Below are 25,471 nucleotides of genomic sequence, written 5' to 3'. Positions count from 1 at the left end.
GGGCGCCGTGCGCGCGGGCAGGGCGGGGCGCTGTGCGCGCGGGCGGGGCGCGGGGAGGGAGCGGCGCGCCGGGAGGGCTCGGGGCTGTTCAGGGCGCGCAGCGGCGCGCGGACCCGCGTGCGGCCTGGCGGTCGAGCGCCCGCCTCAGCTCCTCCAGCTCGGTGTCCGAGAGCGCACCGCCCTGGGCGAACTTCAGGATGTGCTCGGCGACCGTGCGCACCTTCGTGTTGGTGCGCTGCGAGACCTCGCGCAGGACCCGCCAGGCACCGTCCGGCGGGACGCGCCCGACGGCCACCAGCGCCCCGATGGCCTGGTCGATGACGGCGTGCGACGTCAGGGCGCGCTGCAACTGGTCGATCTCCTCGTGCAGCCGCTCGTGCTCCGCCACCAGGTCCGTGACGGACAGCGGCTGGAGCGGGTGCCGCCTGGACATCGCGAAGAACGCCATGGAGATCCCCTGGGTCGTCGAACGGCCGGAGTTCCGCCTCCAGCTTGCTGCATGAGGGCCGCGCGCACGACCGGAGGCGGGCGGCGCGGGACCCGTCCGCCGCAGGGCCCCGGCACCTGCGGCGGACGAGGGCCGAAACGGCCCAAATGGTGTACCTCCTTTCGGCGTAGGCAAACGTTCTTTTTCCAGGGCCGTTCGGGTTGCACGGCGCGCGTTCCCGGATGGCGGAACGACATCTTCCGCTGCTGGTCCCGGGCTTGCGGGGTGCACGGACAGTTGTTCGAGCGCACGACCGTCCACCCGAACGGGCGAGTGGTGAGTAACAGCACAAAGGACCCGTTCCGTTGGGATTTTCTGACATCCATAGGTGAAGATCCCTGTCTGACGACAAGCCCCCGCCACAACGGCGGGGCGGTCCGGGCGGACGCCGAGTCCTGCCGCCGCCCGGATGACCGGTCGACGGAAGTGGATCGGCAGGAGTGGAGGACCCGAGCACGACGGGTCGCCGGCACGGTCACACCATGACCGGGCCGAGCAGCCCTTGGGGTGAAGCCGCTTGCGGGCGGCCGGGCTACTTCGCCAGCCCGAATCCGACAGGTCATCCTTCACAGGCGGCTGACGAAGGGTTGCGCATGACTGCGCTCAATCGTGTCCCGTCGCTCATGGCCCGGGCCGGCACGGCCTCGGCCCTGACCCTCGCCGCCGTCGGCGGCTCGATCGTGGTGCCCGGCGTCGCCTCCGACGCCTCGGCCGCGACCATGGCGACGAAGGCGCTGCAGATCGCGGCGTCCAAGAAGGGCTCCCCTTACCAGTGGGGCGCAACGGGCCCGCGCAGGTTCGACTGCTCCGGTCTGACGCTGTACTCCTTCAAGAGGGCGGGCAAGAAGCTGCCCCGCACGGCCGCGCAGCAATACAACAAGTCGCGGCACATCTCCTCCAGGAGCCGCCGGGCCGGAGACCTGGTGTTCTTCCACTCCGGCTCGTACGTCTACCACGTCGGCATCTACGCCGGCTCGGGCAGGATCTGGCACGCCCCGAAGACCGGGGACGTGGTGAAGCTGGAGAAGATCTGGACCAGGAGCGTCTGGTACGGCCGGGTCAGCTGACCCGCCCGGGAAGCGGCGGCGGTCCCGGCGGGCGTCGCCACCGCCCCCGGGCGGCGGTCGGGGACACCGACGAAGCCGCCGACAGGGCCGTACGCCTAGGGCTCCTGCCGTCCCGCCGCCGTGACCGGTTGGGGGCGCACCGGCCACGGGAGGTCCACGCTGACCGTCTTGCCGCCCTCACGGGTGGGCCGCACGGTCACCCTGCCGCCGCACTCCGCGGTGAGGCACCGGATGATCACCATGCCCCGGCCGTTGTCCTGCTGGACAGCGGCCGGCAGTCGTCTGGGGAACCGCGGGTGGCTGTCGGTGACCCCGATGCGCAGTTGTTCGTCGCGGTCGAGGACGAGGTCCACCCTGAAGGTGGGCGACTGGCCGAGGGTGTGCTGTACGGCGTTGGTGGCGAGTTCCGAGACGATGAGCCGCACGGTGTCCGCGGTGTCCGTCTCCGACGGCAGGCCCCACTCCGCCAGCGTGCCGACCGCGTAGCTTCGGGCGACCGCCACCGAGGCGGGATCGCTCGGCAGAGTGACGGATGCTTCCAGGTGGTCTGCCATGGCGACGTCGTCCCTTTCCCGCGGGACCGCGGTTGGACACGGAGCGGATGGTTTCGAGTACGGTCCCGGACTGGTGGTTCGCCGCCAGATTGCCACCACCGGGCCGGTCCCGGATGGCGATCCACCGAGATGTGCATATATCTGTCCCTCGAAGCGGTGAACTCTGCGACGGGAGACCGTATTTGACACCCTTCCGGGAAAGTAGTGAGGAGCCGGTCCCATGCAGCACGGTCCCGCGGTGCGCCGCCGCAAGCTCGGAGCCGAACTGCGCAGCCTGCGCACCGGCGCGGGTCTCACCAGCGGCGAGGCGGCCCGGCTCGTGGGCTGGCACCAGTCGAAGGTGAGCCGGATCGAGACCGGCGCCAGTGGGGTGAAACCGGCCGATGTGCGGTTACTGCTGGACGCCTACGCGGTCCGCGACTCCCAGCTGCGGGAACTGCTGCTGGTGCTGGCGGGCTCCGACGACGGCGACGGCCGGCACCACTGGTGGCACGCCTATCGCGGCGTACTGCCCCCGACGTACCGGGACTTCATCAGTCTGGAGTCACAGGCGAGCGCGATGCGCACGCTGGAGACCTCGGTCGTCCCCGGGCTGCTCCAGACACCGGAGTACGCCCGTGCGGTGACGCGGGCCGCCGTGGACGGACTCGACGACGACCGGCTGGACGCGCTGGTGGAGGTGCGGCTGGCCCGTCAGGCCGTGCTGCGGTCCGACCGGCCGCTCACGCTGAACGCGGTGCTGGACGAGGCGGTGCTGCGCCGGGAGGTCGGCGGCCCCGAGATCATGGCCCGGCAGCTGGAGCGGCTGACCGAGGCGGCGCGGCTGCCCCAAGTGTCCTTGCAGGTCCTGCCGTTCGCCGCCGGGGCGCACATCGGCGTGACCGGCCCTTTCGTCATCTTCTCATTTTCGAACACTTCTGATCTGGATGTGGTCGTTCTTGACCACTTGACGCGTAGCTTCCATCTCGAACGGAAAGAAGACCTGGAGGCCTACACGGAGGCCTTCGACACCCTTCGGTTCCATGCCCTGTCGATCGAGGACTCGCTGGACTTCATCGCGGGGATGCGCCAGGACAGGTGACGGCGCGCGACCACGTCAAACGTCAAGGAGGCACCATGTCTGCTCTGCCTCGGACCGTACCTTCCACGACCGATCTGCACGCCGTGCGGTGGCTGCGCAGCAGCTACAGCACGGGAGCGAACAACTGCGTCGAGACAGCCCGGCCTGCCGCCGAGCCGTACGCCGGGCTGCTCGCCGTACGCGACTCCAAGGCCCCGGACGGACCCGCGCTGCTCTTCTCCACGGGGAGCTGGGCGGAGTTCACCGCCGCGGCCCGCCGGCTCTGATCACCCTCACGGCAGCGCCCGGGCGCGTCCCGGGCTTCTCCCCTCCGGCGACCCACGGCCGTGTCCGCCGACTCATGGTCGCGTCTCGCCGATCACTCGTACAGCGCGTTCGATCTGCGCCGCGGACAGGTCCGCGCGGGCGGTCAGCCTGAGCCGTGAGACGCCGTCGGGCACGGAAGGAGGACGGAAGCAGCCCACGGCCAGGCCCGCCGCGCGGCAGTGCGCCGCCCAGCGCACGGCGTCCTCGGGGGACGGCGCACGCACGGAGACGACCGCCGCCTCCGGGCGCACCGCCCGCAGTCCCGCGGCGGTCAGGCGCGTGTGGAGCTCGGTCGCGACCGCCCGCGCCCGCGCCGCGCGCTCCGGCTCGCGGCTCAGCAGGCGCAACGCCGCCAGGGCCGCTCCCGCCGCCGCCGGGGCGAGCCCCGTGTCGAAGATGAACGTCCGTGCCGTGTTGACCAGATGGTCGATCACCCGGGCGGGCCCGAGCACCGCTCCGCCCTGACTGCCCAGTGACTTGGAGAGCGTGACCGTCACGACCACGTCGTCCGCGCCCGCGAGGCCCGCCGCGTGCGGGGCGCCCCGGCCGCCGGGGCCGAGGACGCCGAGGCCGTGCGCGTCGTCGACGACGAGCCCCGCGCCGTGCTCCCGGCAGACCTGCGCGAACCGGCCGAGCGGTGCCGCGTCGCCGTCGACGGAGAACACCGTGTCGCAGACGAGGACCGCCTGTCCCGCGTGCGTGCCGAGCGCCTTGCGCACGGCGTCCGGGTCCGCGTGGGCGACGACCTGCGTGGTGCCGCGGGCCAGCCGGCAGCCGTCGATGAGCGAGGCGTGGTTGCCCGCGTCCGAGACGATCAGCGAACCGTGCGGGGCGAGCGCGGTGACCGCGGCGAGGTTGGCCGCGTAGCCGGAGGAGAAGACCAGGGCCGCCTCGAAGCCGCAGAACGCGGCGAGTTCGCGCTCCAGTTCGCCGTGCAGGGCGGTGGTGCCGGTGACCAGCCGGGAGCCGGTGGCGCCGCCGCCCCAGGCACGGGCCGCCGCCGCGGCGCCCTCGGTGACCTCCGGATGGCGGGACAGGCCCAGGTAGTCGTTGCTCGCCAGGTCCAGCAGCGGGGAGTCGGCCGGGCGGGGTCGCAGCGTCCGTACGAGCCCGGCGCGGCGGCGTGCGTCCGCCTGTTCGTCGATCCAGCCGAACGCCATGGGTCCTCCGGGGCTTTTGTAGGCAGTGGACAGACACTAGCCGTACGACACGCCCCGCATGGTGTGGCGATACCCACACGTCGAACCGTCTCTGTTGTGCAAACCCTCCTTGGCCCCGGACGGCCCCGTAGGACAGGATCGGCTCTCATGGACCTGCTGAACACGCTGGTGGACAAGGGGCTTCGGCGCGAACTGCCGACCCGTCAGGAAGCTCTGGCCGTCCTGGCCACCTCCGACGACGATCTGCTCGATGTGGTGGCCGCGGCCGGGAAGGTGCGCCGCCGCTGGTTCGGCCGACGGGTGAAACTCAACTATCTCGTCAACCTCAAGTCCGGCCTGTGCCCCGAGGACTGCTCCTACTGCTCGCAGCGGCTCGGTTCGAAGGCCGACATCCTCAAGTACACCTGGCTCAAGCCCGACGACGCCTCCAGGGCCGCGGCGGCCGGGCTGGCCGGCGGGGCCAAGCGGGTGTGCCTGGTGGCCAGCGGGCGCGGGCCGACGGACCGGGACGTGGACCGGGTCTCGGAGACCATCAAGGCGATCAAGGGCCAGAACGAGGGCGTCGAGGTGTGCGCCTGTCTCGGGCTGCTCTCCGACGGCCAGGCCGAGCGGCTGCGCGCCGCGGGCGCCGACGCGTACAACCACAACCTCAACACCTCCGAGTCGACGTACGGCGACATCACCACCACCCACACCTACGCCGATCGGGTGGACACGGTGAACAAGGCGCACGCGGCGGGGCTGTCCGCGTGCTCGGGGCTCATCGCCGGGATGGGCGAGAGCGACGAGGACCTGGTCGACGTCGTCCACTCGCTGCGCGCGCTGGACCCGGACTCGGTGCCGGTCAACTTCCTCATCCCGGTCGAGGGCACCCCGCTGGCCAAGGAGTGGAACCTCACCCCGCAGCGGTGCCTCAGGATCCTCGCGATGGTGCGGTTCGTCTGCCCCGACGTCGAGGTGCGCATCGCCGGTGGCCGCGAGGTGCACCTGCGCACGATGCAGCCCCTCGCCCTGCATCTGGCCAACTCGATCTTCCTCGGCGACTACCTGACCACCGAGGGCCAGGCGGGCCGGGCCGACCTGGAGATGATCGCGGACGCGGGCTTCGAGGTGGAGGGCACCGACCAGGTGACCCTGCCGGAGCACCGGGCGAAGGCCGCGGCCGGCTGCGGTGCGCACGCGGGCGCGGGCCGCGACGGCCACGCGGGCGGCTGCGGGCCTGCCGAGGGCCCCGGCTGTGGTGCGCACGCGGGCGGCGGGTGCGGTTCCCACGAGAGCGGGGACGTCTGCGGTACGGCCGCACCGGCGGCGTCGGCCGCCCCCGCGTCCTCCGGCGAACCCCGCACCGACCTGGTGGCGCTGCGCCACCGCGGCGCCGGGACGGATCTCGCGCCCAATGCCTGACCGGTGCGACCGGCGCGTGTCCGAGCTGCTGGATCTCGACCGGCGGCACGTGTGGCACCCGTACGGCCCGATGCCCGGCCGCCAGGAACCGCTCGTCGTGGAGTCGGCGAGCGGGGTCCGGCTGAAGCTGCAGCTCGCCGACGGAACCGGTGACGAAGTCGTGGACGGGATGTCGTCGTGGTGGGCGGCGATCCACGGCTACGGCCACCCCGTGCTCGACGAGGCCGCCCGCGAGCAGTTGGGGCGGATGAGCCATGTGATGTTCGGCGGGCTCACCCACGAGAGTGCCGTCCGGCTCGCGAAACTCCTTGTCGACATGTCGCCCGACGGTCTCGAACACGTCTTCCTGGCCGACTCCGGCTCGGTCTCGGTCGAGGTGGCCGTCAAGATGTGCCTGCAGTACTGGCGCTCCCTCGGCCGCCCGCAGAAGCGGCGGCTGCTGACCTGGCGGGGCGGCTACCACGGGGACACCTGGCAGCCGATGTCCGTGTGCGATCCCGAGGGCGGGATGCACGAGCTGTGGTCGGGCGTGCTGCCGCGCCAGGTCTTCGCGGACGCGCCACCGACCGGGTACGAGGAGGCGTACGCCGCCCACCTGGGCGACCTGATCGAACAGCACGCGGACGAACTGGCCGCCGTGATCGTGGAACCGGTGGTGCAGGGCGCGGGCGGGATGCGGTTCCACTCCCCCGCCTATCTGCGGGTGCTGCGCGAGGCGTGCGACGCGCACGGCGTGCTGCTGGTGTTCGACGAGATCGCGACCGGGTTCGGCCGCACCGGCGCGCTGTTCGCGGCGGACCACGCGGCGGTGACCCCGGACGTGATGTGCGTGGGCAAGGCGCTCACCGGGGGCTACCTGACGATGGCCGCGACCCTGTGCACCGCGCGGGTGGCCGACGGGATCTCGCGCGGCGAGGTGCCGGTGCTGGCGCACGGCCCCACGTTCATGGGCAATCCGCTGGCCGCCGCCGTCGCCTGCGCCTCGATCGAACTGCTGCTCGGCCAGGACTGGCTCGGTGAGGTCGAACGGATCGAGGCGGGCCTGCGGGACGGCCTGGCACCGGCGGCGGATCTGCCGGGCGTGCGGGACGTGCGGGTGCTGGGCGCCATCGGGGTCGTGCAGCTCGACCATCCGGTGGACATGGCGGCGGCGACCCGGGCCGCCGTGCGCGAGGGCGTGTGGCTGCGGCCGTTCCGGGACCTGGTGTACACGATGCCGCCGTACGTCACCGACGACACGGACCTGGCACGGATCGGCCGCGCGGTGTGCGCGGCGGCGCGAGAGGGATGAGATGCCGGTACTGGTGATCACGGGAACGGGCACGGAGGTCGGCAAGACGGTCACGACGGCGGCCGTCGCCGCCGCGGCCGTGGCGGCCGGCCGGTCGGTGGCCGTACTCAAGGCGGCGCAGACGGGCGTGGGCCCGGACGAGCGGGGGGACGCCGACGAGGTCGCGCGGCTCGCCGGCCCGGTGACGGCACGTGAGGTCGCCCGTTACCCGGAGCCGTTGGCTCCGGGTACGGCCGCGCTGCGCGCAGGGCGGACGCCGGTGCGTCCGGAGGAGGTGGCCGAGGCCGCCGCGAAGCTGGCCACCGAGCACGACCTGGTGCTGGTGGAGGGGGCCGGCGGCCTGCTCGTACGGTTCGACGCGGCGGGCGGCACCCTCGCGGACGCCGCAAGGCTGCTGCGGGCCCCCGTGCTCCTGGTCACCGCCGCCGGGCTCGGCACGCTGAACACGACCGAGCTGACCGCACGTGAGCTGCGCGACCGCGAGCTGGACCTGCTCGGCGTGGTGATCGGCAGCTGGCCCGCCCGCCCCGACCTGGCCGCCCGCTGCAACGTCGCCGACCTTCCGCAGGTGGCCGGCGCTCCGCTGCTCGGCGCCCTGCCCGAGGGCGCGGGGGCGCTCGCGCCGGCCGATTTCCGCACGGGCGCCCACCGGTGGCTCGCGCCCCGCCTCAACGGGAGCTGGGACGCGGCGGCCTTCACGGTGCGCGAGGCACCGGCACCGTTCGGGTAGGGCGGGGCGGGCCGACCGCGCCCTTTCCCGCGCCTTCCCCTCGACACGGCGTCCGGCGCGCACGTGTGTGCGTCCGGGCCGCCGTGCGTGCCCGGGTGCCGGGCGGGGGACACTCACCGTAGGCACGTACGGTCCGGGAGGTCGCCATGCCGCCAAGGTCCACCGCGGGCTCCGGCCGGGCCGCGCGGGACTGCGTCCACCATCCGCTGTTCGCCCGCTGCTACACCCGCTTCAGTGTGGCCGCGGAGACCAGGCTGGGCATGGCGCGGCTGCGTGAGCGGCTGCTCGCCGGGCTCACCGGGCGGGTGATCGAGATCGGCGCGGGCAACGGGCTGAACTTCGCGCACTATCCCGGCGGCGTCGCGGAAGTCGTGGCGATCGAGCCGGAGCGCCTGCTGCGGCAGGAGGCCGTCGCGGCGGCGCTGCGCGCCGACGTACCGGTCGACGTGGTGCCGGGCCGCGCCGAGGCGCTGCCGGTCAAGAGCGAGGCCTTCGACGCGGTGGTGTTCTCGCTGGTGCTGTGCAGTGTGCACGACGTACCGCGGGCCCTGGCCGAGGCGCGGCGGGTGCTGCGGCCGGGCGGCGAGGTGCGGTTCTTCGAGCACGGCGTGGGCGGCGGCCGGGTGATGGGGTTCGCCCAGCGGGCCCTGGACCGCACGGTGTGGCCGCCGTTGAGCGGCGGCTGCCATGTGGCCCGCGATCCGGTCGCCGCGCTGCGGGGGGCCGGGTTCGAGCTGGGTCCCTACCGCCGGGTGATGCTGCCGGAGAGGGGTCCGGCCCTGCCGAGTTCGTACTGCTCGCTGGGCACGGCCTGGCGCCCGGTCGCGGACGGGCGGGACACGGAGGGCGGGCCCGGCGCGCGGCGCGGACCCGGCGGGGCACGCGGCCCCGGGGCGGCACCCTGAGCAGCCGGTCACACGTCCACCGACGTCACACGCTCCACCGGCACAGCTCGCGCGCGATCTCGTGCACCGAGGCGTCCCCGCTCTTGACCAGTCGCGCCAGGTCGCGCACCTGTTCGGGTGAGGTGGAGACCTTCAGTCCGCTGGCGACCAGGTAGGCGTACGCCACCGCGGAGGCGAACAGCGCGTTGGAGCGTTCCAGCGCCGGGACGTGCACGAGCAGTTGCAGCAGTGCGGCGGCCCGCGCCTGCGGGGAGTCGTAGACGGGTACGTCGAAGATCTCGGCGCGGTGGCGTGCCACCGCGGCGACGAGGGCACCCCAGTCGGTGACCTGGGGGTCCCCGGGTGTCATGCGCTCGGCGAGCATCAGCAGCCAGGCGAGGTCGATGCGCAGGTCGCTCAAGGGCTCAGCGACGCCCTTCGCGATCGTCCTCCGGGACGTGGTCCGCGCTCCGGCTCGCCCTGGCCGAGGGCGCCGCCCCGTCGAACTCCTCGGCGAAGACGGCCTCGTAGCTCTTCATGAAGTCGGCGGCGGCCTCCACGAAGGTGCGGCCGGCCTCTCCGGTGTCCTGGCGGACCAGTTCCTCGATGTAGCGGTTGACGCTCATCCCGCGGGCGAGGGCGCGTTCGCGGGCGGCGCGGGCCGTGCCCTCGTCCACCCGCACGTTCAGCTGGGTCTTCGCCATGGTTCGACGCTAGCGCCGAACCGCTAGCAGCGGCAAGGGGGCAGGGAGGACATCGCCGGGGCGGGACCGGCTCGGCCCTCCGGGGGATACCGGCCGCGCGGTCGGTCACACTACGCTCGACCGGGGAGAGAAAAGGAATGAGTCAGGACATTCCGGACCGGCACATCACTGAGGAGGCCGCCGTGTCCCCACCCTCCGTGGTGCCGGACCTCGCACCGGCCGCGGGCTCCGCGGCCCGCGCCCGCGGACTGACCAAGGCGTACGGCGCGGGCGAGAGCGCCGTACTCGCCCTGGACTCGGTGGACGTCGACATCGCCCGCGGCCGGTTCACCGCGGTCATGGGCCCCTCCGGCTCCGGCAAGTCCACCCTGATGCACTGCCTGGCGGGGCTGGACACCGTGTCGGCCGGGCAGGTCTGGATCGGCGGCACCGAGATCACCGGGCTGAAGGACCGCGAGCTGACCCGGCTGCGGCGGGACCGGATCGGGTTCATGTTCCAGTCGTTCAACCTCATCCCCACGCTCGACGCGCTGGAGAACATCACCCTGCCGATGGACATCGCGGGCCGCAGGCCCGACGGGCAGTGGCTCGACCAGGTCATCGACACCCTCGGGCTGAGGGACCGGCTCGGGCACCGGCCCGCGCAGCTCTCCGGCGGCCAGCAGCAGCGGGTGGCCTGCGCGCGGGCGCTCGCCTCCCGGCCCGAACTGATCTTCGCCGACGAGCCGACCGGCAATCTGGACTCGCGGGCGGGCCTGGAGGTGCTCGGCTTCCTGCGGGACGCCGTCGACGGCCTCGGGCAGACGGTCGTCATGGTCACCCACGATCCGGGCGCCGCCGCCCACTCCGACCTGGTGCTCTACCTCGCGGACGGCCGGATCGTGGACGAGCGCGAGCACCCGACGGCGGAGGCGGTGCTGGAGCGCATGCGCCTCTTCGCCGGGGCCGACCGCCACACGCCCACCCCGGGCCTCACCGCCGTCGAGGAGGCCTGAGCGGCGTGCTCAAGGCGACGCTGCGCAGCTTCCTCGCCCACAAGGGGCGGCTGCTGCTGTCCGCCCTGGCGGTCGTGCTGTCCGTGGCCTTCGTCGCGGGCAGCATGATCTTCTCCGACACCGTCTCCCGCACCTTCGACCGGCTCTTCGCCTCGACCGCGGCCGATGTCACCGTGGCGCCCCGGCGGGAGCTGAGGTCGCCCCTGCGGACCGGCGCCCTGCTGACCGTGCCCGCCTCGCTGGCCCGGCGGCTGTCCGGCGTGCCGGGGGTCGCGGCGGCCCACGTGGAGGCCTCGGTCGACACCGTGGTGATCCTCGACAGCAGGAACGAACCGGTCGGCCCGACCACCGGCGCCCCCACCATCGCCCGCAACTGGGAGGTCACCGACCACAGCCCGGTGGAACTGACCTCCGGGCACGCCCCGCACGGGGCCGGCCAGGCCCTGCTGGACGCGGACACGGCCGCGCACCAGCACGTGCGGATCGGCGACGTACTGACGGTACAGGCGCAGCCGGGCACGTTCCGCGTGCGGGTGGTCGGCGTCGCCACCTTCACCACCACCAACCCCGGCGCGGCGCTGCTGTACCTCGACACGCCCACCGCGCAGGCCCGGCTGCTCGGCTCGGCGGCCCGTGCGACCAGCGTCACCGTCGACGCCGCCGCGGGGGTCTCGGACCCCGAGCTGAAACGGCGCGTCGTGGCGGCGCTGGACGGCGCGACGTACGACGTGAGGACGGCGGGCGAGCAGGCCGAGTCGGCCGCCGCGAGCCTCGGCCCGTTCCTCGCGATCGTCAAGTTCGTGATGCTGGGCTTCGCCGGGATCGCGGTCCTCGCCGGCGTCTTCCTGATCGTCAACACCTTCGCGATGCTGATCGCCCAGCGCACCCGTGAACTGGGGCTGCTGCGCGTGCTGGGCGCCGACCGGCGGCAGGTGCGACGGTCGGTGCTGACCGAGGCCGTGCTGCTCGGCCTGGCCGGCTCCACGCTGGGCCTCGCGGCCGGCATCGGCCTCGCGGCCGGTCTCATCCGCCTCCTGGGCGCCTTCGGCATGCACCTGCGCACGACCGAGATGGCGATCGGGTGGACCACCCCCGTCGCGGCGTACGTCATCGGTGTCGGCGTGACGTTCGTGGCGGCCTGCCTCCCGGCCCGCCGTGCCGCGGCCGTGTCCCCCATGGCGGCCCTCGCGGACGCCGAGGTCGCGGGGGTGGGCCGGCCGCTGAGGGTCCGCGCGGCCGCGGGTGCGGTCCTGGGCACCGCGGGTGCGGCCGCGCTCGGGGGCTGTGCGGCGGCGGGCAGGACCGCGACCGCGGTGACGCTCCTCGGGTTCGGCGTGGTCCTGACGCTGGTCGCGACCGTGATCGCCGGGCCGCTGCTGGTGCGTCCGCTGATCCGGGTGCTGGGCGGGGCGGTCCCCGCGTTCTTCGGCGCCGTGGGCCGGATGAGCCAGCGCAACGCCCTGCGCAACCCGCGCCGGACCGGCGCCACGGCGGCCGCCCTGATGGTGGGTCTGGCCCTGGTCGGCGGGATGTCCGTGGCCGGCGCCTCCATGACCCGCTCCATCGACCACCAGATCGAACGGACGCTCGGCGCCGACTACATCGTGCAGAACCGCGATTTCGTGCCCTTCCCGCAGCGGGTCACGGACACCGTCCGCGGCACGCCCGGCGCGGGTCTGGTGGTCCGGCAGCGGCTGGCCGCGATCGCGGTCCGGCTGCCGGACGGCAAGCGGGTCGAGACGGTCGTCTCGGGCTACGACCGGCGGCTGGACGACGTCGCCCACATGACGTACACGGCCGGGAACAGCGCGGCGGCGCTGGCCGACGGGCACCTGGCCATGGACGTGGGCTTCGCGAGGAGCCACGGCGTGCGGCTCGGCACCGTGCTGCCCGCCGAGTTCCAGGGCGGACGCCGGGGCGGCCTGGCCGTCGCCGCCCTGACCGACCAGGACACGGCGGAGGGCTTCGGCATCCAGGGCGGGCTCTACACCGGCATCGGCACCCTCGACCGGTACGCCCCCGGCACGCCGGACGTCGCGCTGTACGTCGACGCCGCCGCGGGCACGAGCCCCGGGCTGTTGCGCGCCCGGCTGGAGAAGGCCCTCGTCCCGTTCCCGAACGTGCAGGTGCGCGACCAGGCCGACTACAAGAAGCTGGTGCACGACCAGATCGCGGTGCTGCTCTACCTGGTCTACGCGCTCCTCGCACTGGCCATCGTCATCGCCGTGCTCGGTGTGGTGAACACGCTGGCGCTGTCGGTGGTGGAGCGGACGCGCGAGATCGGGCTGCTGCGGGCCATCGGGCTGGCCCGGCGGCAGCTGCGGCTCATGATCCGCCTGGAGTCGGTGGTGATCGCGGTGTTCGGCGCCGTCCTCGGGCTGGCGCTGGGGCTGGTGTGGGGCGTGTGCACCCAGCGGGTGCTGGCCCTGCAGGGCATGAAGTCGCTGGCGATCCCCTGGAGCACGATCGTCGCGGTCGTGGTCGGCGCGGCCGTCGTGGGGATCGTCGCGGCCCTGCTGCCGGCCCTGCGGGCGTCCCGGATGAACGTGCTGGCGGCGATCGCGCACGAGTGATGGAATCGCCGGGGTACTCAAGTCACGTTCGTCTGAGGAGAGTTCATGCCGCGTCCGTTCCGTTTCGGAGTCAATCTGCTCGACCCGGCGCCGGCCGGTGAGTGGCGGGCCAAGTGCCGCCGGGCCGAGGAACTCGGCTACGACGTGATCCTCGTCCCCGACCACCTGGGCTGGGTCGCGCCGTTCCCGGCGCTGGTGGCTGCGGCCCAGGCGACCCGGCGGCCCCGGCTCGGCACGTTCGTCCTCAACGCGGGCTTCTCCAACCCGGCGCTGCTCGCCCGCGAGGTGGCGACGACGGACGCGCTGACGGACGGCCGGCTCGAACTGGGCCTCGGCACCGGCTACGTACGCGAGGAGCACGAGCGGGCCGGGCTGCCGTGGGGCTCCCCCGGCGAGCGCGTCGACCGGCTGCGGCACACGGTCGAGGAGCTGGAGCGGCTCCTCGCCTCCCCCGACCACCGGCCGCAGCCGGTGCAGCGGCCCCGGATCCCGCTGCTGATCGGCGCCAACGGCGACCGGATGCTGCGGCTGACCGCCGAGCACGCGGACATCGCCGCGTTCACGGGCGCTCGGTCCGCCCCGGGGAGCGCCGGCGGCCTGATCCCGCTCACGGCGGCCGAACTGGACGAGCGGGTGGCGTTGTACCGCAAGTCGGCGGCGGGCCGCGCCGAGCCCGCGGAGCTGAACCTGCTCATCCAGCTCGTCGCCGTCACCGACGACCCGGAGCCGGTGCTGAGGCCGCTGCTGGAACGCCATCCGCGGCTGTCCCTGGAGGAGGCCCTGGCGCTGCCGATCGTGCTGGTCGGGAGCCTGGAGGAGATCGTCGGGCGGGTGCTGGCGCAGCGTGAGCGGTTCGGGTTCTCGTACCTGACGGTGCTGGAGCCGTACATGGAGGCCTTCGCGCCGGTGCTGGAGGCGCTTCGGGGGCGATGAGCCGCGGCGGGCCACGCACCGCCCGGGCAGCGGTGGGGCCGTCGAGAGCGCGCATGTGCGACGGGGTCGGCGTGTGCGCGACGGGACGGGGCCGGGCGGCGAAGGTGCGCGTCCGCATGCTGGAATTCGGCTCCGCGTCCGGACGGGCGTGATGTGATCACGCCATGACCGACCCGCGTATCCGCCCCGCGACCCCCGCCGATCTCGACGCCGTGCTGGCCTTCTGGAGGACGGCCGCGCAGGGCACGAGCATCAGTGACGACCGGGACGGCGTGGCGCGCCTGGTCGAGCGCGACCCAAAGGCGCTGCTGCTGGCGGAGGACGCCGGTGAACTCGTCGGCACCGTGATCGCGGGCTTCGACGGCTGGCGCTGCCACCTGTACCGGCTGGCGGTGCATCCTGGCCGGCGGCGCCGGGGCATCGGCTCGGCGCTGCTCGCCGCCGCCGAGGAGCGGTTCGTACGGCTCGGCGGGCGGCGCGGCGACGCGATGGTGCTGACCCGCAACGAGGGCGCGCACCACGCCTGGCGGGCGGCGGGTTATGCCCCCGAGGAGCACTGGCGGCGCTGGGTGAAGCCGCTCGCGGACCGGGCGGACTGACCGGGAGCCGGGCGCTCCGGAGGGGATTTTTGCCCGTCCTTTACCATGGAGGGACACCCGGTCCTCCATGAAAGGTTGTGAGCGTCCGTCCATGGGCGAGCCCCCCAGTAGCCGCACGCACCACCGCGCGATCCCCCGCGTCCTGTCCGACCATGGGAAGGGGGTGACCCGATGACCGAAGTGCTCCTCCTGCTCGTGGCGGTCCTGCTGTCGCTGGCCTGCGGCGCCTTCGTCGCGGCCGAGTTCTCGCTCACCACCGTCGACCGCGGCGTCCTGGAGCGCGCGGCCGGGCGCGGTGAGCGCGGCGCCGCCGGTGCCCTCAAGGCCGTACGGAACCTGACGTTCCAGCTGTCCGGCGCGCAACTCGGCATCACCGTCACCAACCTGGTCGTCGGCATGCTCGCGGAGCCCTCGATCGCCAAGCTCCTCGCCGGTCCGCTCCAGTCGCTCGGCTTCTCGCGGTCCATGGCGACCACCGTGGCGCTGGTCGTGGGCACCGCCCTGTCCACCGTGTTCCTGATGGTCGTGGGCGAGCTGGTGCCCAAGAACTGGGCGATCTCCTCCCCGCTCGCCGTGGCCCGGCGCGTCGCCACCCCGCAGCGCTGGTTCAGCGGCGCGTTCCGCCCGTTCATCACCCACCTCAACAACACGGCGAACCGCGTGGTGCGCCGGCTCGGAGTGGAGCCCGCCGAGGAACTGGCCTCCGCGCGCGGTCCCCAGGAACTGGCGGCACTGGCCCGGCACTCGGCCAAGGAGGGCGCCCTGGAGGCGGACACCGCCGAACTGTTCGTCCGCACCCTCAACCTCGCCGACCTCACCGCGGAGAACGTGATGACGCCGCGCGTCCAGGTCGTCGCCCTGGAGGCCCAGGCCACCTGCGAGGACGTGGCGAACGCGACCCGCGCGACCGGACTGTCCCGCTTCCCCGTCTACCGCGGCAGCCTGGACTCGGTGGTGGGGACGGCCCACGTCAAGGACGTCCTCGCGGTGCCCGCCGAGCGCCGCACCCACCTGCGGGTCTTCGAGATCATGCGCGAACCGATGCTCGTCCCCGAGTCGCTGACCGTAGACCGGCTCCTGGACCGGCTCTCCGGCAGGCGGACGATGGCCGTCGTCATCGACGAGTACGGCGGCACCGCCGGGGTGGCGACCCTGGAGGACATCGTCGAGGAGGTCGTCGGCGAGGTGCGCGACGAGCACGACCCGCACGAGACGCCGGACCTGGCCCCGGCCGGGGCCGACGCGGAGGGCCGCGCCCTGTACTCGGCCGACGGCTCCGCCCGGGTGGACCAGCTGGCCCGCGTGGGCTGGCGCGTGCCCGACGGGCCCTACGAGACCCTGGCCGGTCTGGTCGCCGCGGAACTGGGCCGGATACCGCAGACGGGTGACGTGCTGGAGGTCGCCGGCTGGCGGCTGGACGTGGTCGACGCGAGCGGGCGCCGCGCGGCCCGCGTGCTGATGCACGCGCCGCTCGACGACACCGCCCACGACGCGTCCGCGCTGCGCGACAAGCACGCGGGCAAGCACCTGAGTGACGGGAAGAGGGCCGGCCGGTGACCGCCGTACAGATTCTGATCGGTCTCGCGACCCTGGTCGTCAACGCCTTCTTCGTGGGCGCCGAGTTCGCGCTGATCTCGGTGCGCCGCAGCCAGGTCGAGCAGTACGTCGAGGAAGGGGCGCAGGGCGACCGGCGCGCCCGGAGCGTGCTGTGGGGCCTGGAGCACGTGTCCGCGCTGCTCGCGGCGGCACAGCTCGGCATCACCCTGTGCACCCTGGTCCTCGGCGTCGTCGCCGAACCGGCGATCGCGCACCTGCTGGAGCCGGTCTTCCACGCGGTCGGGGTCCCGGCGGGGGCGGGCCACGCGGTGTCCTTCGTGATCGCGCTGGCGCTGGCGACGTACCTGCACATGCTGCTCGGCGAGATGGTGCCGAAGAACGTCGCGCTCGCGGAGCCGGTGCGCAGCGCCCTCCTGCTCGGCCCGCCGCTGGTCGCGCTCTCCCGCGCCCTGCGCCCGGTGATCTTCACGGTGAACACGTTCGCCAACGCCCTGCTCAAGCTGTTGCGGGTGGAGGCCAAGAACGAGGTCTCGGCAACGTTCACGGACACGGAACTGGCCGAGATCGTCAAGGACGCCAGCGAGGCCGGCCTCATCGACGACCGGGCGCAGGAACGGCTGCACGACGCGCTGGAGCTGGGCAGCCGCCCGGTGCGCGACGTGGTGCTGCCGCTGGAGCGGGTGGTCTACGCCCGTCTCGGGGTCACCCCGGAGCAGGTGGAGCGGCTGTCGGCCGAGTCCGGCTTCTCGCGCTTCCCCGTGGTCGACGAGCAGCGCCGGATCATCGGGTACCTGCACGTGAAGGACGCCCTGGACGCCTCACCGCGCACCGAGCCGTTCCGGCTGCGTGACATGCGCCCCATCGCCCGGGTCAGGGAGAGCACCCCGCTGGACGACGTGCTCACGGCGATGCGCGGCAGCCGGACGCACCTCGCGGCGGTACTGGGCGCGGACGGACGGCTGGCCGGTCTGGTGACGATGGAGGACGTGCTGCGGGAACTGTTCGGACAGCCGGCCTGAGCAAGGAGGGGGTTCGCCGGCCGGGCCCCGGAGCGGGACCGACCGCTTGGTATGCGTGCGCGGCGGCGGGTTACCATCGCTCACGCCATGCAGACGAACCCCCCTTACTCCAGCCTGGTCGCGGTCGGCGACTCCTTCACCGAGGGCATGTCGGACCTGCTGCCCGACGGCTCCTACCGGGGCTGGGCCGACCTGCTGGCGGCCCGGATGGCGGCCCGCGCCCCCGGCTTCCGGTACGCCAACCTCGCCGTGCGCGGCAAGCTCATCGGGCAGATCGTCGACGAGCAGGTCGAGGTGGCCGCGGCCATGCGGGCCGACGTGGTCACGCTGGTCGGCGGGCTGAACGACACCCTGCGGCCCAAGTGCGACATGGGCCGGGTGCGGGGGCTGCTGACGCAGGCCGTGGAGCGGCTGGCGCCGTCGTGCCGGCAGCTCGTGCTGATGCGCAGTCCGGGCCGCAACGGTCCCGTCCTTGAGCGGTTCCGGCCCCGCATGGAGGAGCTGTACGCCTGCGTGGACGAGCTGGCCGCGAAGCACGGGGCGGTCGTCGTCGACCTGTACGGCGCGCCCTCGCTGGCCGATCCGCGCCTGTGGGGCGTGGACCGGCTGCACCTGACGGACGAGGGCCACCGCCGGGTCGCGGAGGCGGTGTGGCAGGCGCTCGGGCACGAGGCCGAAGACCCCGAGTGGCGCACGCCGCTGCCCGCGACCCTGCCGCCGGGCTGGCTGACCCGCCGGGTCGCGGACGCGCGGTTCGCCCGGCAGCACCTGCTCCCCTGGATAGGCAGGCGGCTGACCGGCCGCTCCTCCGGTGACGGCCGCCCGGCCAAGCGCCCCGAGCTGCTGCCCTACCCGGACCCGGCCGACGCCTGACCCCTGCCGTGGCGGGTCCTCATAGGTCCCCGCGCCTGCTCCTCGAAGGCGCCCCCGCCCTGGGCCTCGTAGGTTCGGACGAACCCCCCTGTGGCGCTGGCCTGCACGATTCGCCAGTAGAATCCGTACACGTGACTTCCGCTCCCGCCAAGCCCCGCATCCCGAACGTCCTCGCCGGACGCTACGCCTCCACCCAGCTCGCCACGCTGTGGTCGCCCGAACAGAAGGTGAGGCTGGAGCGGCAGCTCTGGCTCGCCGTGCTGCGGGCCCAGAAGGACCTCGGGATCGAGGTCCCGGACGCGGCCATCGCCGACTACGAGCGGGTACTGGACCAGGTCGACCTGGCCTCCGTCGCCGAGCGCGAGAAGGTCACGCGGCACGACGTGAAGGCACGGATCGAGGAGTTCAACGACCTCGCCGGGCACGAGCACGTACACAAGGGCATGACCTCCCGCGACCTCACGGAGAACGTGGAGCAGTTGCAGATCCGGCTCTCGCTGGAGCTGGTGCGCGACCGCACGGTGGCCGTGCTGGCCCGCCTGGGCAAACTGGCCGCGGAGTACGGCGAGCTGGTCATGGCCGGCCGCTCGCACAACGTCGCCGCGCAGGCCACCACCCTGGGCAAGCGGTTCGCCACGGCCGCCGACGAGCTGCTGGTGGCGTACGGGCGCGTCGAGGATCTGCTCGCCCGCTATCCGCTGCGCGGCATCAAGGGCCCGGTGGGCACCGCTCAGGACATGCTGGACCTGCTGGGCGGCGACGCCTCGAAGCTGGCGGAGCTGGAGCGGCGGATCGCCGCCCACCTGGGCTTCGGCCAGGCCTTCACCTCCGTCGGCCAGGTCTACCCGCGCTCCTTGGACTACGAGGTCGTCACCGCGCTGGTGCAGCTCGCGGCGGCCCCGTCGTCGCTGGCGAAGACGATCCGGCTGATGGCCGGGCACGAACTGGTCACCGAGGGCTTCAAGCCGGGCCAGGTCGGCTCCTCGGCGATGCCGCACAAGATGAACACCCGTTCCTGCGAGCGTGTCAACGGGCTCATGGTCATCCTGCGCGGGTACGCCTCGATGACCGGCGAGCTGGCGGGCGACCAGTGGAACGAGGGCGACGTGTCCTGCTCGGTGGTGCGCCGCGTCGCGCTGCCGGACGCGTTCTTCGCGCTGGACGGGCTGCTGGAGACCTTCCTGACGGTGCTCGACGAGTTCGGCGCCTTCCCCGCGGTGATCGCCCGGGAGCTGGACCGCTACCTGCCGTTCCTCGCCACCACCAAGGTACTGATGGGTGCGGTGCGGGCCGGGGTCGGCCGCGAGGTCGCCCACGAGGCCATCAAGGAGAACGCCGTGGCCACCGCGCTCGCCATGCGCGAGCAGGGCGCCGAACGCAACGACCTGCTCGACAAGCTGGCCGCCGACGAACGCCTCCCGCTCGACCGCGCGGGCCTGGAGGCGCTGATGGCCGACAAGCTGTCCTTCACCGGCGCCGCGGCCGACCAGGTCGGCGCGGTCGTCGGCCGCGTCGAGGAGATCGTCAAGCAGCACCCGGAGGCCGCCGCCTACGCCCCGGGGGCGATCCTCTGACCCGCTTCACCCCGGCACAGCTCGAGGCCGCCCGCGACCGTCCCGTACCGGACGTGGTCGCGGACGGCCTGAGCGTGCTGTTCTGCGGCATCAACCCCGGCCTGACGAGCGCAGCGACGGGCCACCACTTCGCCCGCCCCGGCAACCGGTTCTGGCCGGTGCTGCACCGCTCCGGGTTCACCCCGAGGCTGTTGAAGCCCGCGGAGCAGGCCGAACTGCTGTCGTACGGGCTCGGCATCACCAACGTGGTGGCCCGGCCCACGGCACGGGCCGACGAACTGACGGCCGAGGAGTACCGCGAGGGCGGGCGGCTGCTGGCGCTCAAGGTGGCCCGGCTGCGGCCCCGGTGGCTGGCCGTGGTCGGCGTCACCGCGTACCGGGCGGCCTTCGCCGACCGCAGGGCGCAGGTCGGACCGCAGGAGCGGACGATCGGTTCCGCACGGGTGTGGGTGCTGCCCAATCCGAGCGGTCTGAACGCGCACTGGACGGCGGAGACCATGGCCGCGGAATACGCCCGGCTGCGGGCGGCGGCGGAGACCGCGTAACGGGTCACGGCGGGCGCACCGCTCATGGCGCCCGCACCGCTCACGGCGGGCGCCCTGCTCACGGCGGGCGCCCTGCTCATGGCGGGCGCCCTGCTCACGGCGGGCGCACCGCTCACGGCGGGCGCACCGCTCACGGCGGGCGGACTGCTCATAGCGAGGGTGTCGGTCACGGCGGTCATGGCGGGTCCGTGTCGGTGACGACCGCGAGGAGCTGGAACGGCAGCTCCTTGTCCCACTGGGAGACGCCGAGGGCTATCCAGCGGCCGGTCCCGGGTGCCCGCCACAACTGGACGTCGGGCACATGGCCGCTGAGCGAGACCCACGGCTCCGCCGTCTCCTCCCCTCGCGTGGCCCGTTCGAAGACGCTGTACAGGCTGACCGCCTGGGGCCGGCCCCACCGCTCGGTCAGCCGCTCCGCCAGCCCGTCCCGGTCGCACACGAACTGATCCGCCGTCTCCTGCCACCGGGTCCCGTCGTCCTCCCAGAAGTCCTCGCTCGTCTCCAACTCGGCCATCAGGAAGCCGGGTCCCGCCGTGCCGGCGTCCGTCCTGGCGGGCTCGGCGGGAAACCCCTCGGAGCACAGCCGGTCGATCACAGCGAGAGCCTTCGCGATGTCCATGCGTTCCAGTAAAGCGGCCCCCACTGACAATTGGCGGGGCGTCAGGAGGCCGCCCTCTCCGGGCTACCGTCCGGGCAGGGGGACCGGGGCCACGGCGGCGGTCCGAGCCGACGGGCGGCCGGGCTCCTCCCCCTCGCGGACCGCGGCGGCCGTCCCGGCACTCGCTGCCCCGGGCCGCGCCGAGTACGATCCGCCCAACACGCGCACGAGCAGGGAGGACGGACGTTGGGGCGGCTGACCGGCGGGGATCCCTCGCTGCTGCGAAGGATCAATTCCGCGGTGGTGCTGCACGCGCTGCGTGCCACGGACTGCGCGACGCTGACGGAGATCACCCGGCTGACCGGCCTGTCCCGGCCGACGGTCGAAGGCGTCGTCGAGGACCTCGTGGAAGCGGGGCTCGTCGCCGAGAAGGCCGCCGAGGAGGGCGCCGCCAGGCGGCAGGGACGGCCCGCGCGACGCTACCGGTTCAGGGCCGAGGCGGGGCACCTGCTCGGCCTGGAGATCGGTGCCCACCGCGTCGCGGCGCTCCTGTCCGACCTGGACGGCCGGGTGCTCGGTGCCCAGGCCAAGGAGGTGGGCGAGACGGCCGACGCGGACGAGCGCCTGGAGCGGCTGCGCACGGCGGTCGCCGAACTGCTGCGCCGGGCCGGCGTCCCACGCAGTTCGCTGCGGGCCGTCGGGGTGGGCACCCCGGGCATCGTCGAGGCGGGCGGCATCGTACGGCTGGGCACGGCGCTGCCCGGCTGGACGGGGCTCAACCTGGGCGAACGGCTCAGCCGTTCCTTCAGGTGCCCGGTGCTGGTCGAGAACGACGCCAATGCCGCGGCACTCGCCGAACACTGGAAGGGCGCCGCCACCGCCTCCGATGACGTGGTGTTCGTCCTGGCCGGGCTGAGCCCGGGCGCCGGTTCCCTGATCGGCGGCCGGCTGCACCGGGGGTTCGGCGGAGCCGCGGGCGAGATCGGCGCGCTGCACCTGCTGGGCCGCGACGTCACTCCCGAGACGCTGCTGTCGACCACCGACCAGCCGCTGCACCCCCTGGACGAGCAGGCGGTCACGGCGGTCTTCGCCCTGGCCCGGGAGGGTGACCAGCGGGCCCTCGCGGCCGTGGACCGCTTCATCCAGCGGCTCGTCCACGACGTGGCGGCGCTGGTGCTGGCCCTGGACCCGGAGCTGGTCGTCGTCGGCGGCTGGGCGGCGGGGCTGGACGATGTCCTGGAACCGCTGCGCAGCGCACTGGCCCGCTACTGCCTGCGGGCGCCCCAGGTCACCCTGTCCCTCCTCGGCGAGGCCGCGGTGGCCACCGGCGCCCTCCGTCTGGCCCTGGACCACGTGGAGGAAGAGCTGTTCGCGGTGGAAAGCACGGTGACGGCCCGCCGCTGAGCCCACCGGCACCGCACTCGCGGGCGGCACAGCGAGCGAGGGCGCGACGCCGGGTGCGGACGGGGGGCAGAGCGCCGGGTGGGGCTGGGAAACTCCACAGCGCGGGCCCCGTAGCCGACGCACCGCGACCCGGCTCCCCGGCCGTCCCCCGTCTCGGGCCCTCGTCAGTCCGCCGTCACGACGCCTGGCGTTCCGGACCGTGGTGGATCTCCACCCCGCCGGAGTCCCCGAAGGTCAGCCGGCACGTGTCGGCACGGTAGGTGGCGACGGAGAGTGCGGCGGTGCGTCCGCCGACGACGAAGCGGGTCGTGACGACGAGGACGGGCGCGCCGGGCAGCCGGTCCAGTTCCTTGGCGTCGTCGGCGCGGGCGGAGCCGAGTTCGACGGCCCGCTCCTGGCCCTCCAGGTCGAGGTGCTGCAGCTCGCGCAGCACGGCACGCGCGCGTGCCGGTCCGGAGGGCGCGTCGATCGCGGTCAGGTCGGGCACGGACGACGCCGGGATGTAGAGGAGTTCGGCGGCGACCGGCTGGCCGTGGCTCACCCGGGACCGGCGTACCGTGTGCACGGGTGTGTCGCGGTCGCTCTCCAGGGCGTCGGCGACGGCCGCCGGCGGGACCGCCTGGACGCAGTCCGCGGGGTGCCAGGCGTCGTCCGCCGCGCCCGGCCAGGCGTGCTGTTCGGTGCCGACGGCCACACCCACGCGCGGGGGTGCCACGGTCGTTCCGACGCCGCGCCGGCGCTGGAGCCTGCCCTCCAGCTCCAGCTGTTCCAGGGCCTGGCGGAGAGTCGCCCGGGCCACACCGAAGCGGGCGGCCAGCTCCCGCTCGTTGGGCAGGATCTCGCCGACCGAGAACTCGGAGTCCAGTGCCTCACTGAGCACGGTCTTCAGGTGCCAGTACTTCGGCTCCGGCACCGATTCGAGCTGCGTGGTCCCCACCCTGTCCTCCGCAATCGCCGTGGTCCGGCCGCGTTTCAGCGCCTTGTTTATTAAAGGTTGTTGTACTTGTCTGCGACCATAGGGCCGCCCTCGGCCTTGGTCAAGACCAATCATCGGCCGCTTGCGGAGGAGGGGACCGCCGCACGGCGCAGCGTTCACGCGGCGTTCGCACAAGGTGCCATTCGCGACATGACGGCGAAACCCCCGTCGCGGGGACGGGGGCGCGGTTGATCTCCAGGTCAGGCCACCGGGCTTCCTGGACATCACCCCGGTGGCCACCGCGCCGCCCCGACCGGCCCGCCCGGCGGCGCCCAGGCCGGCTGCCGCCCCGTGCCCCGTGGCGCACGGGTTCCGATACACGGACCCCGGGGGCTACCCGTCGGTAGCAATTGCTGACAAGCTGTCTAACCGTCCGTCCCGGCGATCCCGACGAGGAGCAACCATGTCAGCCACCGTCTCCTTCCCGGTCCCCTCCGCGCACGGCCCCCGGACCGTGACCCTGTCCTACGCACGCGCGGGCACCGGTGAGCCGCTGCTCCTGCTGCACGGCATAGGCCACCACCGCCAGGCCTGGGACCCGGTGGTCCACCTCCTCTCGGTGGAGCGGGACGTCATCTCCGTGGACCTGCCCGGCTTCGGCGACTCCCCCGCGCTGCCCGACGGGCTGCGGCACGACCTGCCGACGATGAACGCCGCCCTCGGCGCCCTGTGCGAGGCCCTGGAGATCGAACGGCCCCACGTCGCCGGCAACTCCCTGGGCGGCCTGCTGGCCCTCGAACTGGGCCGCGAGAAACGCGCACGGTCCGTCACGGCACTGTCCCCGGCCGGATTCTGGACCGAGGCCGAACGCCGGTACGCGTTCGGCGTCCTCCAAGGCATGCGGGCCGTCGCGCGGCGCACGCCGCTGCCGCTGGTCGAGCGGCTCTCCCGCACGGCGGCCGGCCGCACCGTCCTGACGAGCACCATCTACGCCCGGCCCGGCCGCCGCTCACCCGAGGCGGTGGTCGCCGAGACGCTGGCCCTCGCGCGGGCCACCGCTTTCGAGGAGACCCTCCGGGCGGGCATCGACGTACGCTTCACGGACGACATCCCGAACATCCCCGTCACCGTGGCCTGGGGCGCCAAGGACCGGCTGCTGATCCCCCGGCAGGGCGTGCGCGCCAAGCAGACCGTCCCGCAGGCCCGGCTGGTGCGGCTGCCCGGCTGCGGACACGTCCCGATGAACGACGATCCGGCGCTCGTCGCGCGCGTGATCCTCGACGGCAGCCGCTGAGCGCCGCCCGGCCCGCCGCGCCGCCCCCGATCCCACGGCGACTCCGGCGCCCACCAGGGCGCTGCCGACCGCCTGGGCGGCGCCGTAGGAGCCGGTGCCGACGAGCGGCGCGGAGAAGGCGGCGGCCACCGGGATGAGGCCCGAGAAGAGCGTGGCACGCTCGGCGCCGATCCGCTGCATGCCCATGTACCAGCACACGAAGCCGACGACGGTCACGACCGCCGCCTGCCACAGCAGCGCGGCGGCCTCGCCCGCGTCCGGGCGGCGCAGCCAGGCGCCGCCGTCGAGCAGGACACCCGCGAGCGCCGACTCCACGGCGGCGATGCCGCACACCACCGCCGACAGCAGCCGGGGCCCGAGCGGGCGCAGCACGGGCACCGCGAGGACGGCGAAACCGGCCTCGCCCGCGAGCGCGCCCGCCGAGAAGGCGATCCCCGCGCCGTCGGTACGGCCCCAGCCCTGCACCGTCAGGGCGCCGACGGCGACCAGCGACGCCCCGTACAGCACGGCCCGCTGCGGGCGCCGCCCCTCCAGGAGCGGCACGAGGACCGCCACGACCACGGGGGCACAGCCCACGAAGACGCCGGGCACCGCCGGTTCCGCGGTGCGCTCGGCGGCGATGACCGCCAGGTTGAAACCGACCATGCCCACCGCGGCGAGCAGCGCGAGCCGGGCCCACCGGCGCGGAGCCAGCCCTCGCAGGCGTGCCGCCGCACCGCGTCCGGCGAGCGGCAGCAACAGCAGGCAGGCCAGGGCGTAGCGCAGGAACTGGCCCCCCGCGTAGGGGTAGCTCCCGAGGACGCTGTTGGCGGTGAAGGATCCTCCGACGAGGAGGCAGGCGAACGCGGCGAGCAGGGCGCCGCGCGAGGTGGTGGCGTTCATGACGGCGACGCTAGGCAGCGCGGCGGACCGGTTTAAGGTCC

At 73.7% G+C, this 25,471-nt stretch carries 26 protein-coding genes, 1 pseudogene and 1 riboswitch; of the genes and pseudogenes, 19 read left to right on the top strand and 8 right to left on the bottom strand.

Annotated features, from left to right (window positions below; genetic code table 11):
* Positions 1-88: 88 nt before the first annotated feature.
* A complete protein-coding gene (locus AB0G56_RS18245; RefSeq protein ID WP_360970254.1) occupies positions 89-448 on the bottom strand; it encodes an ANTAR domain-containing protein in 360 nt (119 codons plus the stop codon).
* 415 nt (positions 449-863) lie between these two features.
* Positions 864-1,077: riboswitch (cyclic di-AMP (ydaO/yuaA leader) on the top strand.
* 3 nt (positions 1,078-1,080) lie between these two features.
* Between AB0G56_RS18245 and AB0G56_RS18240 the strand changes: the two genes are divergently transcribed.
* Positions 1,081-1,554, top strand: a complete 474-nt coding sequence (locus AB0G56_RS18240) for a C40 family peptidase (RefSeq protein ID WP_360970252.1) — start codon at positions 1,081-1,083, stop codon at positions 1,552-1,554.
* 95 nt (positions 1,555-1,649) lie between these two features.
* Here AB0G56_RS18240 and AB0G56_RS18235 read toward each other — a convergent pair whose 3' ends face one another.
* Positions 1,650-2,108: an ATP-binding protein gene (locus AB0G56_RS18235; RefSeq protein WP_360970251.1), complete on the bottom strand. Its 459-nt coding sequence runs from the start codon at positions 2,106-2,108 to the stop codon at positions 1,650-1,652.
* A gap of 220 nt (positions 2,109-2,328) precedes the next feature.
* On the opposite strand from AB0G56_RS18235, the gene AB0G56_RS18230 reads away from it, so the two are divergent.
* Together AB0G56_RS18230 and AB0G56_RS18225 are read left to right on the top strand one after the other, a co-directional pair.
* Positions 2,329-3,189, top strand: a complete 861-nt coding sequence (locus AB0G56_RS18230; protein WP_360970249.1) for a helix-turn-helix transcriptional regulator — start codon at positions 2,329-2,331, stop codon at positions 3,187-3,189.
* A 35-nt stretch (positions 3,190-3,224) separates the two neighbouring features.
* Positions 3,225-3,455: a DUF397 domain-containing protein gene (locus AB0G56_RS18225; RefSeq protein ID WP_360970247.1), complete on the top strand. Its 231-nt coding sequence runs from the start codon at positions 3,225-3,227 to the stop codon at positions 3,453-3,455.
* A gap of 72 nt (positions 3,456-3,527) precedes the next feature.
* On the opposite strand, the gene AB0G56_RS18220 is transcribed toward AB0G56_RS18225, so the two are convergent.
* Complete coding sequence (locus AB0G56_RS18220; RefSeq protein WP_360970245.1) at positions 3,528-4,655, bottom strand: 8-amino-7-oxononanoate synthase; 1,128 nt, start codon at positions 4,653-4,655, stop codon at positions 3,528-3,530.
* Between the two features lie 147 nt (positions 4,656-4,802).
* Between AB0G56_RS18220 and bioB the strand changes: the two genes are divergently transcribed.
* From bioB to AB0G56_RS18200, 4 genes are all read left to right on the top strand, one after another.
* Positions 4,803-6,059, top strand: a complete 1,257-nt coding sequence (bioB, locus tag AB0G56_RS18215; protein ID WP_360970243.1) for a biotin synthase BioB — start codon at positions 4,803-4,805, stop codon at positions 6,057-6,059.
* A complete protein-coding gene (locus tag AB0G56_RS18210; RefSeq protein ID WP_360970242.1) occupies positions 6,052-7,350 on the top strand; it encodes an adenosylmethionine--8-amino-7-oxononanoate transaminase in 1,299 nt (432 codons plus the stop codon). Before bioB ends, AB0G56_RS18210 begins: the two co-directional genes overlap by 8 nt.
* A 1-nt stretch (position 7,351) precedes the next feature.
* Entirely contained in the window at positions 7,352-8,080 is a 729-nt protein-coding gene (gene bioD / locus AB0G56_RS18205; protein ID WP_360970240.1) for a dethiobiotin synthase, read from the top strand.
* Between the two features lie 146 nt (positions 8,081-8,226).
* Positions 8,227-8,985, top strand: coding sequence for a class I SAM-dependent methyltransferase (locus tag AB0G56_RS18200; protein WP_360970238.1), 759 nt, complete (start codon positions 8,227-8,229; stop codon positions 8,983-8,985).
* Between the two features lie 25 nt (positions 8,986-9,010).
* On the opposite strand, the gene AB0G56_RS18195 is transcribed toward AB0G56_RS18200, so the two are convergent.
* Together AB0G56_RS18195 and AB0G56_RS18190 are read right to left on the bottom strand one after the other, a co-directional pair.
* A complete protein-coding gene (locus AB0G56_RS18195) occupies positions 9,011-9,385 on the bottom strand; it encodes a fic family toxin-antitoxin system, toxin component (RefSeq protein WP_360970236.1) in 375 nt (124 codons plus the stop codon).
* A 4-nt stretch (positions 9,386-9,389) separates the two neighbouring features.
* Positions 9,390-9,668 carry a toxin-antitoxin system HicB family antitoxin gene (locus tag AB0G56_RS18190; RefSeq protein WP_360970234.1) on the bottom strand — a complete coding sequence of 93 codons (279 nt, stop codon included), beginning with the start codon at positions 9,666-9,668 and terminating at the stop codon, positions 9,390-9,392.
* 137 nt (positions 9,669-9,805) lie between these two features.
* Here AB0G56_RS18190 and AB0G56_RS18185 point away from each other — a divergent pair, with 137 nt between their 5' ends.
* The 10 genes from AB0G56_RS18185 (at position 9,806) to AB0G56_RS18140 (ending at position 20,534) form a co-directional block, all read left to right on the top strand.
* On the top strand, positions 9,806-10,663 hold the full coding sequence (locus tag AB0G56_RS18185; protein WP_360970232.1) for an ABC transporter ATP-binding protein: 858 nt from the start codon (positions 9,806-9,808) through the stop codon (positions 10,661-10,663).
* Between the two features lie 5 nt (positions 10,664-10,668).
* Complete coding sequence (locus AB0G56_RS18180; protein WP_360970230.1) at positions 10,669-13,236, top strand: ABC transporter permease; 2,568 nt, start codon at positions 10,669-10,671, stop codon at positions 13,234-13,236.
* Positions 13,237-13,281: 45 nt separating this feature from the next.
* Positions 13,282-14,169 (top strand): LLM class F420-dependent oxidoreductase, encoded by an 888-nt coding sequence (locus AB0G56_RS18175; protein WP_360970228.1) that lies wholly within the window; start codon positions 13,282-13,284, stop codon positions 14,167-14,169.
* Between the two features lie 164 nt (positions 14,170-14,333).
* A complete protein-coding gene (locus tag AB0G56_RS18170) occupies positions 14,334-14,768 on the top strand; it encodes a GNAT family N-acetyltransferase (protein ID WP_360970226.1) in 435 nt (144 codons plus the stop codon).
* Between the two features lie 171 nt (positions 14,769-14,939).
* Positions 14,940-16,325, top strand: coding sequence for a hemolysin family protein (locus AB0G56_RS18165; RefSeq protein WP_360970224.1), 1,386 nt, complete (start codon positions 14,940-14,942; stop codon positions 16,323-16,325).
* Positions 16,322-17,344, top strand: a complete 1,023-nt coding sequence (locus AB0G56_RS18160) for a hemolysin family protein (RefSeq protein WP_360970223.1) — start codon at positions 16,322-16,324, stop codon at positions 17,342-17,344. Before AB0G56_RS18165 ends, AB0G56_RS18160 begins: the two co-directional genes overlap by 4 nt.
* A gap of 87 nt (positions 17,345-17,431) precedes the next feature.
* A complete protein-coding gene (locus AB0G56_RS18155; protein ID WP_360970221.1) occupies positions 17,432-18,217 on the top strand; it encodes an SGNH/GDSL hydrolase family protein in 786 nt (261 codons plus the stop codon).
* Between the two features lie 131 nt (positions 18,218-18,348).
* Complete coding sequence (gene purB / locus AB0G56_RS18150) at positions 18,349-19,791, top strand: adenylosuccinate lyase (RefSeq protein WP_360970219.1); 1,443 nt, start codon at positions 18,349-18,351, stop codon at positions 19,789-19,791.
* Positions 19,788-20,336, top strand: a complete 549-nt coding sequence (gene mug / locus AB0G56_RS18145; protein ID WP_360970530.1) for a G/U mismatch-specific DNA glycosylase — start codon at positions 19,788-19,790, stop codon at positions 20,334-20,336. The genes purB and mug overlap by 4 nt, the downstream gene beginning before the upstream one ends.
* A 24-nt stretch (positions 20,337-20,360) precedes the next feature.
* The gene (locus tag AB0G56_RS18140; RefSeq protein WP_360970218.1) at positions 20,361-20,534 is read left to right on the top strand and encodes a hypothetical protein; all 174 of its coding nucleotides are present in this window, start codon (positions 20,361-20,363) and stop codon (positions 20,532-20,534) included.
* Here AB0G56_RS18140 and AB0G56_RS18135 read toward each other — a convergent pair.
* Positions 20,512-20,955, bottom strand: a complete 444-nt coding sequence (locus tag AB0G56_RS18135) for a hypothetical protein (protein ID WP_360970216.1) — start codon at positions 20,953-20,955, stop codon at positions 20,512-20,514. The genes AB0G56_RS18140 and AB0G56_RS18135 overlap by 23 nt on opposite strands.
* A gap of 225 nt (positions 20,956-21,180) precedes the next feature.
* On the opposite strand from AB0G56_RS18135, the gene AB0G56_RS18130 reads away from it, so the two are divergent.
* The gene (locus AB0G56_RS18130) at positions 21,181-22,338 is read left to right on the top strand and encodes an ROK family transcriptional regulator (RefSeq protein WP_360970214.1); all 1,158 of its coding nucleotides are present in this window, start codon (positions 21,181-21,183) and stop codon (positions 22,336-22,338) included.
* Between the two features lie 175 nt (positions 22,339-22,513).
* Here AB0G56_RS18130 and AB0G56_RS18125 read toward each other — a convergent pair whose 3' ends face one another.
* A complete protein-coding gene (locus AB0G56_RS18125; protein ID WP_360970212.1) occupies positions 22,514-23,275 on the bottom strand; it encodes a GntR family transcriptional regulator in 762 nt (253 codons plus the stop codon).
* A gap of 442 nt (positions 23,276-23,717) precedes the next feature.
* On the opposite strand from AB0G56_RS18125, the gene AB0G56_RS18120 reads away from it, so the two are divergent.
* On the top strand, positions 23,718-24,548 hold the full coding sequence (locus AB0G56_RS18120) for an alpha/beta fold hydrolase (RefSeq protein ID WP_360970210.1): 831 nt from the start codon (positions 23,718-23,720) through the stop codon (positions 24,546-24,548).
* A gap of 45 nt (positions 24,549-24,593) precedes the next feature.
* On the opposite strand, the pseudogene AB0G56_RS18115 reads toward AB0G56_RS18120, so the two are convergent.
* Positions 24,594-25,430 (bottom strand): annotated as a pseudogene (locus AB0G56_RS18115) (EamA family transporter); the annotation flags it as partial.
* Between the last annotated feature and the right edge of the window lie 41 nt (positions 25,431-25,471).

This window comes from Streptomyces sp. NPDC021356 (assembly GCF_040641015.1).
Classification (GTDB): Bacteria; Actinomycetota; Actinomycetes; order Streptomycetales; family Streptomycetaceae; genus Streptomyces.
Note: the sequence above shows the minus strand (reverse complement) of the source record. Positions and strands in the feature narration are given on the sequence as shown.